This is a genomic window from Pseudomonas sp. J380 (genome assembly GCF_009827115.1).
GTDB lineage: Bacteria > Pseudomonadota > Gammaproteobacteria > Pseudomonadales > Pseudomonadaceae > Aquipseudomonas > Aquipseudomonas paracarnis.
On the sequence record NZ_CP043060.1, the window covers coordinates 2,195,851 to 2,212,083 of the forward strand.

Sequence of the window (16,233 nt, forward strand, 5' to 3'; positions counted from 1 at the left end):
CCACCCGATGCATCAACTGACAGACTGCTATCGCAGGCAAGCCAGCTCCCACAGTTGAATCGCATTTCATATTAAAAAGCCCGGCGCTCATAGAAGAGCGCCGGGCTTTTTTATTGCGGGTCGATCAGTCAGGCATCCAGCTCGGCCCAACGCTCAACCAACGCTTCCAGCTCCTGGTTCAGCGTCTCCAGAGAGGCGATGACCTTGGCGGTTTCTGCCGCAGGGCGCAGGTAGAAGCCGGCGTCAGCCATTTCCGCTTCGACCGCAGCGATCTGCTGTTCCTTGGCATCGATATCGCCTGGCAAGGCTTCCAGTTCACGCTGCAACTTGTAGCTGAGCTTTTTCTTGGCAGGCGCAGCTTCAGCAGCCGGTGCAGGCGTTTCGGCAGCGACCGGCGCCACCACCGCCGTGTTCAGGTCGGCCTTGCCCGACTTGCTCTCGGTCACGCCCAGCAGGCGCGGCGAGCCGCCCTGACGCAGCCAGTCCTGATAACCGCCCACGTATTCGCGCACCTTGCCTTCGCCTTCGAAAACCAGGGTGCTGGTGACCACGTTGTCGAGGAATTCCCGGTCGTGACTGACCATCAGCACGGTGCCGTTGAAGGTCAGCAAGACCTCTTCCAACAGTTCCAGGGTTTCCACGTCGAGGTCGTTGGTCGGTTCGTCGAGCACCAGCAGGTTGGCCGGCTTGCTGAACAGCTTGGCCAGCAGCAGGCGCGCGCGCTCACCACCAGACAGAGCCTTGACCGGCGTGCGCGCACGTTGCGGGCTGAACAGGAAGTCGCCCAGGTAGCTGAGTACGTGGCGGCTCTGGCCGTCGATGTCGATAAAGTCGCGACCTTCGGCGACGTTGTCGATCACGGTCTTTTCCAGGTCCAACTGGTGGCGCAACTGGTCAAAGTAGGCCACGTCGATGCGAGTGCCCTCTTCTACCTTGCCGCTGGTCGGTTGCAGACCGCTGAGCATCAGCTTGAGCAAGGTGGTCTTGCCGGTACCGTTGGCGCCCAGCAGGCCGATACGATCGCCACGCTGCAGGACCATGGAGAAGTCCTTGATCAGGAACGGGCCGTCCGGGTGATGGAAGCTGACGTTCTCCAGCACCATCACTTGCTTGCCCGACTTGTCGGCAGTATCGAGCTGGATATTGGCCTTGCCGGTACGCTCGCGGCGCTCACTGCGCTCGACGCGCAAGGCTTTCAAGGCACGCACGCGGCCTTCGTTACGGGTGCGACGGGCCTTGATGCCCTGGCGGATCCAGACTTCTTCCTGGGCCAGCTTCTTGTCGAACAGCGCGTTGGCGGTTTCTTCAGCCGCCAGGGCGGCTTCCTTGTGCACCAGGAAGCTGGCGTAGTCGCCGTTCCAGTCGATCAGGCCGCCACGGTCCAGCTCGAGGATGCGCGTGGCCAGGCTCTGCAGGAATGCACGGTCGTGCGTGATAAACAGCACGGCGCCCTGGAAGTCCTTGATGGCTTCTTCAAGCCAGGCGATGGCGCCGATGTCCAGGTGGTTGGTCGGTTCGTCGAGCAGCAGCAGGTCCGGCTCGGACACCAGGGCCTGGGCCAGCAGCACGCGACGACGCCAGCCGCCGGACAATTCGGCGAGGGTCTTGTCGGCCGGCAGTTGCAGGCGGCTCAGGGTGCTGTCCACCAGTTGCTGCAAGCGCCAGCCATCACGGGCTTCGAGGTCTTGCTGGACGTGCATCAGTTTGTCCAGGTCTTCTTCGGTGACGCAGTTCTGTGCCAGGTGATGGTATTGCGCGAGCAACTCGCCTACGCCGTCCAGGCCTTCGGCTACCACGTCGAACACTGTCCGTCCGTCGGCCACCGGCAATTCTTGCGGCAATTCGCCGATCTTGAGGCCCGGGGCACGCCAGACAGAGCCGTCATCGGGCTTCTGGTCGCCTTTTACCAGCTTCATCATGCTGGACTTGCCGGTGCCGTTGCGGCCGATGATGCACACCCGCTCACCACGGGCGATCTGCCAGGACACCTTGTCCAACAACGGCATGGCGCCGAAAGCAAGGGACACATCGCTGAATTTGAGCAGGGTCATACGCTTCTCCAAAAACTGGGCGCGCATTCTACCTGAGTTGAAGGTGGGATGCGGTCGGGATTTTCTGTATAGACACGTTCTGTAGGACATTTCCGGCGAACTTGAACGAACCAGCCGGCAAAGCTTTCGCGGGCCGCTGGCAAAAGGCTAAGCTAGGGGCAATCAGTGTCGGCGGTGCCGGTGCTAGTCGTGATTTCTCTGCACGGACGTCTCATGCGCAGTCGCCTTTTCAACTTTTTGTCTTGTCTGCTTCTTTCCGCCACTGCCGTTCAATCCGCCCAGGCGGTGGATCTCACCACTCAACGCCAGTATTACGATCAAGCCAAACGCGCCCTGGCCAAGGGCGACACCGGCCCTTACATGCAATACAGCCAGGCCCTGGCCGACTACCCGCTCACGCCCTATCTGGCCTATGACGAGTTGACCGCGCGCCTGAAAACCGCAAGTAACGAGGAAATCGAACAATTCCTCGCCAAACACGGCGACCTGCCCCAGGCCAACTGGATGAAACTGCGTTGGCTGCGCTGGCTGGCCGAACGCGGCGATTGGCAGACTTTTGAAAAGTACTACGACACCAAGCTCAATTTCGTCGAGCTGGACTGCCTGCATGGCCAATACCAGCTCAGCCACAACCTGAAGGCCGAAGGCTACAAGACCGCCGAAAAACTGTGGATGACTGGCAAATCCCAGCCAGCCGCCTGTGACGTCACGTTTGGCCAATGGGCCGCTGCCGGCCAACTCACCGAGCAGAAGATCTGGGACCGCGCCAAGCTCGCCGCCGAAGCGCGTAACTACGCGCTGGCCAACAGCCTGGTGAAAACCCTGCCGACCCTTGGCGCCCAGGGCCGCCTGATGGTGGATGTGGCGCAAAAGCCGGACATGCTCAGCGACCCGTCACGCTTCCAGCCGGCCACCGAGGCCATGTCTGACGCCGTGGGCCTGGGCCTGCGTCGCCTGGCGCGCCAGGATCCGGACAAAGCCATGTCGCTGCTCGATGGCTACGCCAGCAGCATGCACTTCTCCCGTGACGAAAAGGTGTCGATTGCCCGCGAGATCGGCTTGACCCTGGCCAAGCGCTTCGACCCGCGTGCGCTGGAGGTCATGACCAAGTACGACCCCGAGTTGCGCGACAATACGGTTTCCGAGTGGCGCCTGCGCCTGCTGTTGCGCCTTGCGCGTTGGGAAGACGCCTACCAGTTGACCCGCAAACTCCCACAGGACCTGGCCACCACCAACCGTTGGCGCTACTGGCAGGCACGCAGCCTGGAGCTGGCCGAGCCGAAAAACCCGCAGGCTTTGGTGCTGTACAAAAACGTGGCCAAGGAGCGGGACTTCTACGGTTTCCTCGCCGCTGACCGCTCCAAAGCCCCTTACCAGTTGAACAACAAGCCGCTGGTGATGAGCCAGGCGCTGGTCAACAAGGTGCGCAATACCCCTGGGGTGCGGCGTGCCCTGGAGTTCTACGCCCGTGGCCAGATCGTCGACGGTCGCCGCGAGTGGTACCACGTCAGCCGTCATTTCAACCGTGACGAGATGGTCGCCCAGGCCAAGTTGGCCTACGACATGAAGTGGTACTTTCCGGCCATCCGCACCATCAGCCAGGCGCAGTACTGGGACGACCTGGACATCCGCTTCCCGATGGCCCACCGCGACACCCTGGTGCGCGAAGCCAAGGTACGCGGCCTGCACTCCAGCTGGATCTTTGCCATCACCCGCCAGGAAAGCGCGTTCATGGACGATGCCCGCTCCGGCGTCGGCGCCAGCGGCCTGATGCAACTGATGCCCGGCACCGCCAAGGAAACCGCACGCAAGTTCAGCATCCCCCTGGCCTCCCCGGCCCAGGTGCTGGACCCGGATAAAAACATCCAGCTCGGCGCTGCTTACCTGAGCCAGGTGCACAGCCAGTTCAACGGCAACCGCGTGCTCGCCTCCGCTGCCTACAACGCCGGCCCAGGCCGCGTGCGCCAATGGCTGCGCGGCGCAGACCACCTGAGTTTCGACGTGTGGGTGGAAAGCATCCCCTTCGACGAAACCCGCCAGTATGTGCAGAACGTGCTGTCTTATTCGGTGATCTACGGGCAGAAGCTCAACTCACCGCAGCCGTTGGTGGATTGGCATGAGCGGTACTTCGACGACCAATAAGGCTCTGAACCTGCTTCTAATGTGGGAGGGGGCTTGCCCCCGATTGCAGGCTGTCAGTCACACGTCTATTGCTGATCCGCCGCTATCGGGGGCAAGCCCCCTCTCACAGGGTCCGCACTGAACTGCAACGCCGCCAACCGCGCATACAGCGGATTGCTCGCAATCAACTGCTGATGCGTGCCCACCGCCACCAGCTTTCCCTGGTCCATCACCGCAATGCGGTCGGCATTCTTCACCGTGGCCAAACGGTGGGCGATCACCAGCGTGGTGCGCCCCTGCATCAGCTGCGGCAGCGCTTGCTGGATAAGGTGTTCACTCTGGGCGTCGAGGGCGCTGGTGGCTTCGTCCAGCAGCAGGATCGGCGCGTCGACCAGCAAGGCGCGAGCGATGGCCAGGCGTTGGCGCTGGCCGCCGGAAAGGCCCTGGCCACTTTCACCTAAGTGGGTCTGGTAGCCGTCGGGCATTTTCAGGATGAAGTCGTGGGCGTGGGCGATTCGGGCGGCGGCTTCCACCTGGGCGGTGGTGGCGGACGGGTTGCCGTAGCGGATGTTGTCCTCGACGCTGCCGAAGAACAAAGCCGGGCTCTGGGACACCAGAGCGAAATGGCGCCGCAGGTCTAACGGGTCAAGCTCGGTCAGCGGCTGGCCTTCGAGCAGGATGCGGCCTTGCTGGGGGTCGTAGAAGCGCAGCAGCAGATCGAAAATCGTCGACTTGCCCGCACCGGACGGCCCTACCAACGCCAGGGTTTCGCCCGGGTTGATGGTCAGGTTCAAGCCGTCGATGGCGTAGCTGTCCGGTCGCGAAGGATAGGAAAAGCGTAGGTCCTGCAGTTCCATGCGGCCACTGACGCGTTCCGGCAAACGTACGCCGCCTGTGGTCGGCGCCTGGATCTCGTTGCCTGACTGCAACAGCTCACCGATACGCTCGGCTGCACCAAAGGCACGCTGCAACTCGCCAAGCACTTCGCTCAGGGTGCCGACGGCGCTGCCGACAATCAGGCTGTAGAACACGAACGCCGCCAGCTCACCGCCGGAAATGCGTCCGCTGATCACGTCCATGCCGCCCACCCACAGCATCACGCCTACCGCGCCGAGCACCAGCATGATCACCAGGGTGATCAGCCAGGAACGCTGCAAGATGCGTTTACGTGCCGTGACAAAGGCGTCCTCGACGGTAACGGCGAAGCGCTGTTCGTCCTGCACCTGATGGTTATAGGCCTGCACGGTCTTGATCTGGCCCAGCGTTTCGGCGACATAGCTGCCGACGTCCGCGATACGGTCCTGGCTCAAACGCGACAGGCTGCGCACCCTGCGCCCGAAGATCAGAATCGGCGCCAGCACCAGCGGCAACGCCACCACCACGATGCTGGTGAGCTTGGGGTTAGTGATAAACAGCAACACGATGCCGCCGATCACCATCAGGGCGTTGCGCAAAAACAGCGACAGTGATGAGCCGATCACCGATTGCAGCAAGGTGGTGTCGGTGGTCAGCCGCGACTGGATTTCCGAGCTGCGGTTGTTCTCGTAGAAGCCTGGGTGCAGGTAGATCAGGTGATTGAACACCTGCCGGCGAATATCGGCCACCACCCGCTCGCCAATCCACGACACCAGGTAAAACCGCGTGAAGGTGCCCACGGCCAGGCCGAGCACCAGCAGCATGAACAGGCCTATAGACTGGTTGAGCAGATGCGGCGACTGGGTCATGAAGCCCTGGTCCACCAACAGGCGTATGCCCTGCCCCATGGACAAGGTGATGCCAGCGGTGACGATCAGCGCCAACAGTGCGCCAAGCGCCTGCCAGCGGTAGGGCGCGATAAAGCGGCTGGCCAGGCGAATCGCACGGCGTTGACGGATTGAGAACATGGAAGGATCACCAATGGAGAGTCTATACATCAACATTGGGGGAACTTGCACAAATAACAATGAGTCAGGTTAATTATGCCCACCGATGCAGGCCGCTAGAGGCTATCGGTCTAAGACTCATCTGGAAATATGTACCGGTTTCTGGTGGACTGGGTGTTCGAACCGACGAGCGTGTAAGGAGTTGTAACAGCGCGTTCATGTGGGGGAATTAAAGTAGGTACACAACCTGATGAGGAGACAGGCCATGACCTTGCAAAATAGCAGCGACGCCAAGATTGAAGTGATCCGCCAGCCGCAGCAGCTGCCTTGCTCGTATATCGATGCCAAGGGCCGGGAAGTGCAGATTACCGAAGAAATGATCCAGCAAGCCTGCAGCGAGCTGGAACAGCGACTGGTCAAGCCTGCCCAGCAAGGCTGAAGCGCCCACGCTCTTTCAAACCCGGCCCAAGTGGCCGGGTTTTTTGTGCCCCCTGTAGGAGCGAGCTTGCTCGCGAAAAACCTGAGGGCGCCGCGTTAAATCAGAAACGCTGCGCTATCGTTGACGTTTTTCGCGAGCAAGCTCGCTCCTACAGTTATAGGTGTTCGGCACCCAGAGCAGTCACGATCTGTGACAGCACCGCCGACTCCCCCTTGATGCGCACCTTCAAGCCATCGATCTCGCGACGCTCCGGATAGTGCTTGCGCAGCAGGTCGAAGGCTTGGCGCTGTTCCTGCACGGTGCCCACCAGGCTGCGGCGGAAATCCGCGTCGTCACGGCGTGGGTCGTACACACTGCGGCACAAGGTCGCCAGCGCCCAGGCCGGGTCAGTCTCAGGATGCAGGTGCATCTCGGCCAGCCAGGGGGCCGGTAGCAAATCACTTAAGTGAATACTCGGTTCCTGGCCCAGGTGCGCGCACAGCGCCTGGTAAATCTGCGCGGTGCCGCGCTGCTTGCCATCGAGGCTGTAGCCGGCAATATGCGGCGTGGCCAGCACGCACAGGTCAGCCAGGTCGACGTCCACCTCGGGCTCGCCTTCCCACACGTCCAGCACCGCTTGCAGGTCTTCGCGCGCCAGCAACACCTCGCGCAGCGCGGCGTTATCCACCACCGCACCCCGGCTGGCGTTGATCAGCCAGGTGCCCGGCTTGAGCTGTGCCAGGCGCTGGCGATCAAACAGGTGCCAGGTCGAACCGTTGCCGGACTTGATCAGCGGCGTATGCAAGCTGATCACGTCACATTGCTCGATGATCTGCTGCAGGCTGACGTAATCACTGCCCTCGGTAATCTGGCGCGGCGGATCGCACACCAACACATTCCAACCCAGGCCCTGGAGCACCTTGACCAAGCGCCCGCCGACTTCACCCGCGCCGACGATGCCGTAGGTACGCTGCTTGAGGTCAGCGCCTTCGATTTCAGCCAGGGTCTGCAAGCTGCCAAGCACGTAGTCCACCACCCCACGCGCATTGCAGCCGGGCGCGCTGGACCACTGGATACCCGCTTGCTTGAAGTAGTCGAGGTCCAGGTGGTCGGTGCCGATGGTGCAGGTGCCGACAAAGCGCACGTTACTGCCCTCAAGCAAGGCACGGTTGACGTTGGTCACCGAGCGCACCAGCAGTACATCGGCCTGCTCGACGGTGGCGCGGTCGATGGAACGGCCGGGCACGCGGCGAATCTCGCCAAACCCTTCGAAGAATGCATCGATCAGCGGGATATTTTCGTCGGCAACAATCAGCATGGCAGGCTCCTTTGGCGGATTGGCAGTGTACAGAAGATCCTGTGTGGGAGCTGGCTTGCCTGTGATTGCATCGACCCGGTTTGCCTGATGTACCGAGGTGCCTGCATCGCAGGCAAGCCAGCTCCCACAGGGATCAGCGCTGGCCCGGGCGCATCGCTTACAAATCCCTAACACAGGTTTTTTCCTGACCGCTGCGTCAACGCGTAGAATCCGCCGTCCTTGCGACTGCCTTTTTATTGGACACCTGTACGTGAACACTGCCACCGCTACCCTCTCCCGCCCCGCCCGCATCAGCCGGGAAGTGCGCGGCCTGCTGACGCTGGCCTTGCCGATCATGATCGGCCAACTGGCCACCACCGCGATGAGCTTCGTCGACGCGGTGATGGCCGGGCGCGTGAGCCCGCAGGACCTGGCGGCGGTGGGCCTGGGTAATTCGATCTGGATCCCGGTGTACCTGTTGATGACCGGCACTCTGCTTGCCACCACGCCGAAAGTCGCCCAGCGCTACGGTGCGGGCCAGTTCAGCGAGATCGGGCCCTTGGTGCGTCAGTCATTGTGGCTGGCCGTCGTGGTTGGCATCGCAGGGGCGCTGTTGTTGCTATGCGCCGAGCCGATCCTGCATGCGATGAAGGTCGAACCCGACTTGATCGAGCCGTCCATGGGCTACCTGCACGGCATCGCCGCCGGTATGCCGGCGGTGGCGTTGTACTACGTGTTTCGCTGTTTCAGTGACGGCCTGGGCCGCACACGGCCGAGCATGGTCATGGGCTTGTGCGGCTTGGCGCTGAATATTCCGCTGAACTACATCTTCATCTACGGCCACTTGGGCGTACCGGCCATGGGCGGCGTGGGTTGTGGCTGGGCTACTGCGATTGCGATGTGGGTGATGATGATCGGCCTGGCCATCTGGACGCGCTGGGGCGCCGCCTATCAAAGCAGCGAATTGTTCAAGCGCTTCGACTGGCCGCAGTGGGCGGTGATCAAGCGCGTGTTGGGCATCGGCCTGCCGATAGGCGTGGCGATCTTTGCCGAATCGAGTATTTTTGCGGTGATCGCCTTGTTGATCGGCAGCTTGGGCGCCACGGTGGTCTCCGGTCACCAGATCGCGCTGAACGTCAGCTCCCTGGTGTTCATGATCCCCTATTCCCTGAGCATGGCCGTCACCGTGCGCGTCGGCCAGGCGTTGGGGCGCGGCGAACCTCGGGAAGCACGCTTCGCCGCCGGCGTCGGCATGGGCACCGCACTGGCGTATGCCTGCTTTTCCTGCAGCTTGATGCTGTTGTTTCGCGAGCAGATTGCAGCGATCTACACCCCCGACCCGGTAGTGATCCACCTGGCGTCGATGCTGATCGTGTTCTCGGCGCTGTTCCAGTTCTCTGACTCGATCCAGGTCACCGCCGCCGGCGCATTGCGCGGCTACCAGGACACCCGGGTGACCATGGTGCTGACCTTGTTCGCCTATTGGGGCGTGGGCCTGCCGGTAGGTTACGCCCTGGGCCTGACAAACTGGCTCGGCGAGCCCAGCGGCCCGAGCGGTTTATGGCAAGGGCTGATCGTGGGCTTGAGCTGTGCGGCGGGGATGTTGGTGGTGCGCCTGGCGCGCAGTGCACGCCGACGCATTCGGGCCGAAAAGGCGCAGGCTTAATCGGCTTTCTTGCGGATCCAGTACAGGTAGGTGCCAGCATCTTCCTGCTGACGCACCAGTTCGTGGTCGAGAAACACGCAGAACTTGGGGATATCGCGACGGGTCGACGGGTCGGTCGCGATGACCTTGAGCAGGCCGCCCGCCGGCAGGTCGCGGATGTGCTGGTGCAGCATCATCACGGGTTCCGGGCAGTTGAGGCCGGTGGCGTCGAGGGTGCCGTCAACCGGCTGTTCAAGACTCATACTTCACTCCTAAAACTGGCACCGCTCAACAATGTGGGAGCGGGCTTGCCCGCGATGACGGGGGCACATTCAACATAAACTTCGACTGTTATACCGCTTTCGCAGGCAAGCCAGCGCCCACATTTAATATCAGCGGCCTTTGGATTTCTTTACATCTACCAGGCGGCGCAGGTGACAGGTCACTTCTTCGCGATCATGGTAGAGCTGCTTGCAGCCGATCTCCACACGAATGCCACGCGCCTTGAAGCCCTCTTCGATGCGCTCCAGCAAACGCTTCACTTCGGCGTAACGCTGTTTCATCGGCAACTTCAGGTTCACCACCGCCTCGCGGCAATGCCCTTCGCCAATCCACGTTTCCAAGAGTGCCGCGTTGCGAGCGGGCTTCTCAACGATGTCGCAGACCATCCAGTCTACCGGCTGCTTGGGCACGAAGGTGAAGCCGTCGGCCATCAGATGCTGCACCAGGCCGGTGTCCATCAGGCTTTCGGCCATGGGGCCGTTGTCGATGGCAGTCACCAGCATGCCACGGTTGACCAGTTGCCAGGTCCAGCCGCCCGGTGCGGCGCCGAGGTCGACGCCGGTCATGTCGCCGTGCAGGCGCTCGTCCCACTGGTCACGGGGGATAAAGTGGTGCCAGGCTTCCTCCAGCTTGAGGGTCGAACGGCTGGGCGCGTCACGCGGGAACTTGAGGCGCGGGATGCCCATGGGCCACATCGCCGAGTTGTTCGACTCGGCCAGGCCCATGAACACTTCGCGGCCGCTCTTGAAGGTCAGCAGCAGGCGCGGCTTGCTCGGGTCGTCCACCAGCTTGCCGGCGTTAAGCAGGGCTTTGCGCAGGTGCACTTCGAATTTCTTGCAGAAGTTCGACAGTTCCTTGCCGTCATTGGTGTCGACCATCTCCAGCCACAAGCTGCCGCACAGCGGAAACTCGCGCAGGTGGGCGAGGATCACGCTGATGCGGTCGGTTTCCGGCAGGTCGATAAACACCCCGCGCGCCCACTGCCTGGGGAAGATCAGCTCGGCAAAGCGCTGGCCGTGCATCAGGCGCTGGGCGCCGTCTTCTTCGGTGCAGACAAATTCGGCGCAGGCGCTGCCGGTCTTGGCCTTGGCGTAGCCGGAAACGTTCAGGCGCGCAGCGTGCTCCGCGATCTCGGAACAGACTTCGCCTTCAAAACCCGGGCGGCAGTGCATAAAAAGGGTGTTCATTGAATCTCCTGGTGAATCAACCGGCGTTGCGCTATCGCAATACCTGTCATGAAAACGCGCGCATGATAGCCGAGTTCGGAACCTTGGACTCAGCGATAGAGTCCAGTTATTAGCCTGCTAATGAAAACAGCGCTAACGTGATAGCTCTGTTCGTCCCGTCAGGTCCGTAGCCGTGCGGACCATAAGGAGTCATGTAATGTCATCCCTTGATAGCCTGAGAACCCTTAAGACACTGCAAATAGACAGCAAAACCTACCACTACTTCAGCCTGCCCGAAGCCGCCAAGAGCCTGGGTGACCTGGGCAAGCTGCCGATGTCCCTCAAGGTGCTGCTGGAAAACCTGCTGCGCTGGGAAGACGCCAAGACCGTCACCGGCACCGACCTCAAGGCCATCGCCGCCTGGCTCAAAGAACGCCAGTCCGACCGCGAGATCCAGTACCGCCCCGCTCGCGTGCTGATGCAAGACTTTACCGGGGTACCCGCCGTGGTCGACCTGGCCGCCATGCGCGCTGCCGTGGCCAAGGCCGGGGGTGACCCACAGCGCATCAACCCGCTGTCACCGGTGGATCTGGTGATTGACCACTCGGTGATGGTCGACAAGTTTGGCAGCACCAGCGCCTTCGAGCAGAACGTCGATATCGAGATGCAGCGCAACGGCGAACGCTACGCCTTCCTGCGCTGGGGCCAGAGCGCCTTCGACAACTTCAGCGTGGTACCACCGGGTACCGGCATTTGCCACCAGGTCAACCTCGAATACCTGGGCCGCACCGTATGGACCAAAGAGGAAGACGGCCGCACCTACGCCTTCCCCGACACCCTGGTAGGCACCGACTCCCACACCACCATGATCAACGGCCTCGGCGTATTGGGCTGGGGCGTGGGCGGGATCGAAGCCGAGGCGGCGATGCTTGGCCAGCCGGTGTCGATGCTGATCCCGGAAGTGATCGGCTTCAAGCTCACCGGCAAGCTCAAGGAAGGCATTACCGCCACCGACCTGGTGCTGACCGTCACGCAAATGCTGCGCAAGAAAGGCGTGGTGGGCAAGTTCGTGGAGTTCTACGGCGACGGGCTGGCCGATTTGCCCCTGGCCGACCGCGCGACCATCGCCAACATGGCACCGGAATATGGCGCGACCTGTGGCTTTTTCCCGGTGGATGAGGTGACCCTGGACTACCTGCGCCTGTCCGGCCGCCCGGCTGAGACGGTCAAGCTGGTGGAAGCCTATACCAAGGCCCAGGGCCTGTGGCGCAACGCCGGCCAGGAGCCGGTCTTCACCGATACCCTGGCCCTGGACATGGGCACTGTCGAGGCCAGCCTTGCCGGGCCCAAACGCCCCCAGGACCGCGTCGCCCTGCCGAATGTAGGCCAAGCGTTCAGCGATTTTCTCGACCTGCAATTCAAGCCCACCAGCAAAGAAGAAGGCCGCCTGGAAAGCGAAGGCGGAGGCGGCGTTGCCGTGGGCAATGCCGACCTGGTCGGCGAGGCGGATTATGAATACGAAGGTAACACCTATCGCCTGAAAAACGGCGCGGTGGTGATCGCCGCGATTACCTCCTGCACCAACACTTCCAACCCCAGCGTGATGATGGCGGCCGGGCTGGTGGCGAAAAAAGCCGTGGAAAAAGGCCTGACCCGCAAGCCCTGGGTGAAAAGCTCCCTGGCGCCGGGCTCCAAAGTGGTCACCGACTACTACAAGGCTGCGGGCCTCACCCAGTACCTGGACAAGCTTGGCTTCGACCTGGTGGGCTACGGCTGCACCACCTGTATCGGCAACTCCGGCCCCCTGCCCGAGCCGATCGAAAAAGCCATCCAGAAGGCCGACCTCACCGTGGCCTCGGTGCTGTCCGGCAACCGTAACTTCGAAGGCCGCGTGCACCCACTGGTGAAAACCAATTGGCTGGCCTCGCCACCCCTGGTCGTCGCCTACGCGCTGGCCGGCACCGTGCGCATCGACATCAGCAGCGAGCCGCTGGGCAATGACCAGCAGGGTAATCCGGTGTACCTCAAGGACATCTGGCCCAGCAGCCAGGAAATCGCCGAGGCGGTGGCCCAAGTCAGCACCAGCATGTTCCACAAGGAATATGCCGAAGTGTTTGCCGGCGACGAGCAATGGCGAGCCATTGAAGTACCGCAGGCAGCCACCTACGTATGGCAGCAGGATTCCACCTACATCCAGCACCCGCCGTTCTTCGACGACATTGCTGGCCCGCTGCCGGTGATCGAGGACGTCAAGGGCGCCAACGTGCTGGCCCTGCTGGGGGACTCGGTAACCACCGACCACATCTCCCCTGCCGGCAATATCAAGGCCGACAGCCCGGCCGGGCGCTACCTGCGCGAACAGGGCGTGGAGCCGCGTGACTTCAACTCCTACGGCTCACGCCGGGGCAACCATGAAGTGATGATGCGCGGCACCTTCGCCAATATCCGTATCCGCAATGAAATGCTCGGCGGCGAAGAAGGCGGTAACACGCTGTATATCCCTACGGGCGAGAAAATGGCGATCTACGATGCCGCCATGCAGTACCAGGCCTCGGGCACACCGCTGGTGGTGATCGCCGGCCAGGAATACGGCACCGGCTCCAGCCGCGACTGGGCAGCCAAGGGCACCAACCTGCTGGGCGTCAAGGCGGTGATCGCCGAGAGCTTCGAGCGTATCCACCGCTCCAACCTGGTAGGCATGGGCGTGTTGCCGTTGCAGTTCAAGCTGGATCAGAACCGCAAGACACTCAAGCTCACTGGCAAGGAGAAGATCGACATCCACGGGCTGACCGATGCCGAGATCGAGCCGCGGATGAACCTGACGCTGGTGATCACGCGGGAGGATGGCAGCAGCGAGAAGGTTGAGGTGCTGTGCCGGATTGATACCTTGAATGAAGTGGAGTACTTCAAGGCCGGTGGGATTCTGCACTACGTGCTGCGCCAGTTGATCGCCTCTTAAGAGCAACGCAGATCAAAGGTGGGAGCTGGCTTGCCTGCGAAAGCGGTGGGTCAGCCAACATTTTTATAGCTGATACTCCGCCATCGCAGGCAAGCCAGCTCCCACAGTCTTGATCACATTCCAGGCATGAAAAAGGCGCTGTATCTTTCGATACAGCGCCTTTTTTAGGGTGTGCGGTTTAGCCGAACAGCCACTTCCAGAGCAGTACCAGCACCACCACCGCCAGCACCGGCCGCGCAATGCGGTAGGCCTTGGGATGCTTGCGCTTCCACTGTTTGACCTGGCCGCTGAACTTGTCGCTGAAGGTCTTGCTCCAGGCGTACGCCTGGTTGATGCCGCCCACGCGCTCGTCATCGAGGTTCTGCGGTGCGGTTGCGCGGCCCAGTTGCTTGCTGACCCAGCGGTTGATGCGGGTCATCACGCGGTTGCTCAATGGGCGCTCAATGTCGCAGAACAGGATCACTCGGGTCTGTTCGGTTTCGTTTTTCACCCAGTGCACGTAGGTTTCGTCGAACATCACGTCTTCACCGTCACGCCAGGCGTAGACCTGGCCGTCGACGAAGATACGGCAGTCGTCGGAGTTCGGCGTGGACAGCCCCAGGTGATAACGCAGGGAACCGGCAAACGGGTCGCGGTGCGGGTTGAGGTGACTGCCGCCCGGCAACAGCGCAAACATCGCGCCCTTGACGTTAGGGATGCTGCTCACCAACGCCACGGTCTTGGGGCACAGCGCCTCGGCCGATGGCAGCGGCTTGTCGTACCACTTGAGGTAGAAACGCTTCCAGCCCTTCTTGAAGAACGAACCGAAACCGGCGTCGTTGTTCTTTTCGGCGGCGCGGATGTAGCCCTCGTCGAACAGGTGCATGGCCTCTTCGCGGATCACTTCCCAGTTGTCCTTGAGCACATCCAGTTCCGGGAACTTGCTGCGGTCCAGGTAGGGCTTGGACGGCACCGCGGAAAACAGGTACATCAGGGCGTTATATGGGGCGAACAGCGCCGAATGGTTGACGAACTGACGCAACATCGGCAAACGGGCCTTGCCACGCAGGTGCACATACAGCGTGCTGCCGATGAACAGCAGCAACACCGACAGTTTGGCGGCCAAAGAAAAGGTCATGCAGCAACTCCTGGAAATAAGCGCCTGGCCAGCAAATTTCCGTCAATGGGAAACCAGACGTAACAGCCGGCCATGATAAACACTTGAGCCATTATGCAGAAGGCCCAGACCGACCGGGTGACATACATCAACCTTGTGGCGAGGGAGCTTGCTCCCGCTGGAGTGCGAAGCGCTCCCAGAATAATGGGGCCGCTGCGCAACCCAGCGGGAGCAAGCTCCCTCGCCACAGGGTTGCCCTTAAGATCAGGCCTGGTTTTCCTGCTCGGTAAACAAATCGCTGAACAACATGCTCGACAGGTAGCGCTCACCGGAGTCCGGCAAGATCACCACAATAGTCTTGCCCTGCATCTCCGGCTTCTCGGCCAGGCGCACGGCCACGGCCATGGCGGCGCCACAGGAGATGCCGCACAAGATGCCTTCTTCCAGCATCAAGCGTCGGGCCATGGCCTTGGACTCTTCGTCGGTCGCCAGTTCCACGCGGTCGACCATCGACAGGTCGAGGTTTTTCGGCACAAAACCGGCACCGATACCCTGGATCTTGTGCGGGCTGGGCTTGATCTCTTCACCCGCCAAGGCCTGGGTGATCACCGGGGAAACCATGGGTTCCACGGCCACCGACAGAATCGGCTTGCCCGCCGTGTTCTTGATATAGCGTGATACCCCGGTGATCGTGCCGCCGGTCCCCACGCCTGCCACCAGCACGTCCACGGCGCCATCGGTGTCGTTCCAGATTTCCGGGCCGGTGGTTTTCTCGTGGATCGCAGGGTTTGCCGGGTTATCGAACTGGGCCGGCATAAAGTAGGTGGCCGGGTCGCTGGCGACGATCTCGGCAGCCTTGTCGATGGCGCCCTTCATGCCCTTGGCCGGCTCGGTCAGCACCAGTTCGGCGCCGAGAGCCTTGAGCACTTTACGGCGCTCAAGGCTCATGGACGACGGCATGGTCAGCAGCAATTTGTAGCCACGGGCGGCGGCGACAAACGCCAGGCCGATACCGGTGTTGCCCGAAGTCGGCTCGACTATGGTCATGCCCGGCTTGAGTTTGCCGCTGCTTTCCGCATCCCAGACCATGCTGGCGCCAATGCGGCACTTCACCGAATAGCCGGGGTTACGCCCTTCGATCTTGGCCAGGATCGTCACGCCACGCGGTGCGATGCGGTTGATCTGAACCAGAGGCGTATTACCGATGGAGTGCGCGTTGTCTGCGAAGATGCGGCTCATGGCGATTCCTGTTGTCGAGACTTTGGGAAAGGCCCCAAGGGTATGCCTCGTGCTCCCAAGCGTCCAGAAGGAGGAACGTTGCGACGATCAGAACAGT

Annotated in this window: 11 protein-coding genes; 4 read left to right on the plus strand and 7 right to left on the minus strand. The window is 61.8% G+C overall.

Annotated features, from left to right (window positions below):
- Positions 1–128: 128 nt before the first annotated feature.
- Entirely contained in the window at positions 129–2,051 is a 1,923-nt protein-coding gene (locus tag FXO12_RS09775) for an ATP-binding cassette domain-containing protein (protein WP_034126642.1), read from the minus strand.
- 213 nt (positions 2,052–2,264) lie between these two features.
- Between FXO12_RS09775 and FXO12_RS09780 the strand changes: the two genes are divergently transcribed.
- Positions 2,265–4,193, plus strand: a complete 1,929-nt coding sequence (locus FXO12_RS09780) for a transglycosylase SLT domain-containing protein (protein WP_054919957.1) — start codon at positions 2,265–2,267, stop codon at positions 4,191–4,193.
- A 65-nt stretch (positions 4,194–4,258) separates the two neighbouring features.
- Here the strand turns inward: FXO12_RS09780 and FXO12_RS09785 are convergent, their stop codons facing one another.
- Positions 4,259–6,085, minus strand: coding sequence for an ABC transporter ATP-binding protein/permease (locus FXO12_RS09785; protein WP_164919347.1), 1,827 nt, complete (start codon positions 6,083–6,085; stop codon positions 4,259–4,261).
- Between the two features lie 214 nt (positions 6,086–6,299).
- Between FXO12_RS09785 and FXO12_RS28755 the strand changes: the two genes are divergently transcribed.
- The gene (locus FXO12_RS28755; protein ID WP_014717504.1) at positions 6,300–6,473 is read left to right on the plus strand and encodes a PA1571 family protein; all 174 of its coding nucleotides are present in this window, start codon (positions 6,300–6,302) and stop codon (positions 6,471–6,473) included.
- A gap of 154 nt (positions 6,474–6,627) precedes the next feature.
- On the opposite strand, the gene pdxB is transcribed toward FXO12_RS28755, so the two are convergent.
- On the minus strand, positions 6,628–7,770 hold the full coding sequence (pdxB, locus tag FXO12_RS09790; protein ID WP_054919962.1) for a 4-phosphoerythronate dehydrogenase PdxB: 1,143 nt from the start codon (positions 7,768–7,770) through the stop codon (positions 6,628–6,630).
- 250 nt (positions 7,771–8,020) lie between these two features.
- On the opposite strand from pdxB, the gene FXO12_RS09795 reads away from it, so the two are divergent.
- A complete protein-coding gene (locus tag FXO12_RS09795) occupies positions 8,021–9,415 on the plus strand; it encodes an MATE family efflux transporter (RefSeq protein WP_014717502.1) in 1,395 nt (464 codons plus the stop codon).
- Here the strand turns inward: FXO12_RS09795 and tusA are convergent.
- Complete coding sequence (gene tusA, locus FXO12_RS09800; RefSeq protein WP_054919964.1) at positions 9,412–9,657, minus strand: sulfurtransferase TusA; 246 nt, start codon at positions 9,655–9,657, stop codon at positions 9,412–9,414. The two genes, FXO12_RS09795 and tusA, sit on opposite strands and share 4 nt — an antisense overlap.
- Positions 9,658–9,786: 129 nt before the next feature.
- Positions 9,787–10,863, minus strand: coding sequence for a 23S rRNA (cytidine(2498)-2'-O)-methyltransferase RlmM (gene rlmM, locus FXO12_RS09805; protein ID WP_054919968.1), 1,077 nt, complete (start codon positions 10,861–10,863; stop codon positions 9,787–9,789).
- A 196-nt stretch (positions 10,864–11,059) separates the two neighbouring features.
- On the opposite strand from rlmM, the gene acnA reads away from it, so the two are divergent.
- The gene (acnA, locus tag FXO12_RS09810) at positions 11,060–13,801 is read left to right on the plus strand and encodes an aconitate hydratase AcnA (RefSeq protein WP_057975690.1); all 2,742 of its coding nucleotides are present in this window, start codon (positions 11,060–11,062) and stop codon (positions 13,799–13,801) included.
- Between the two features lie 178 nt (positions 13,802–13,979).
- Here acnA and FXO12_RS09815 read toward each other — a convergent pair whose 3' ends face one another.
- Both FXO12_RS09815 and cysK read right to left on the minus strand, forming a co-directional pair.
- Complete coding sequence (locus FXO12_RS09815) at positions 13,980–14,918, minus strand: aspartyl/asparaginyl beta-hydroxylase domain-containing protein (protein ID WP_005786126.1); 939 nt, start codon at positions 14,916–14,918, stop codon at positions 13,980–13,982.
- Positions 14,919–15,161: 243 nt separating this feature from the next.
- Positions 15,162–16,136, minus strand: coding sequence for a cysteine synthase A (cysK, locus tag FXO12_RS09820; protein ID WP_014717498.1), 975 nt, complete (start codon positions 16,134–16,136; stop codon positions 15,162–15,164).
- Positions 16,137–16,233: the final 97 nt, after the last annotated feature.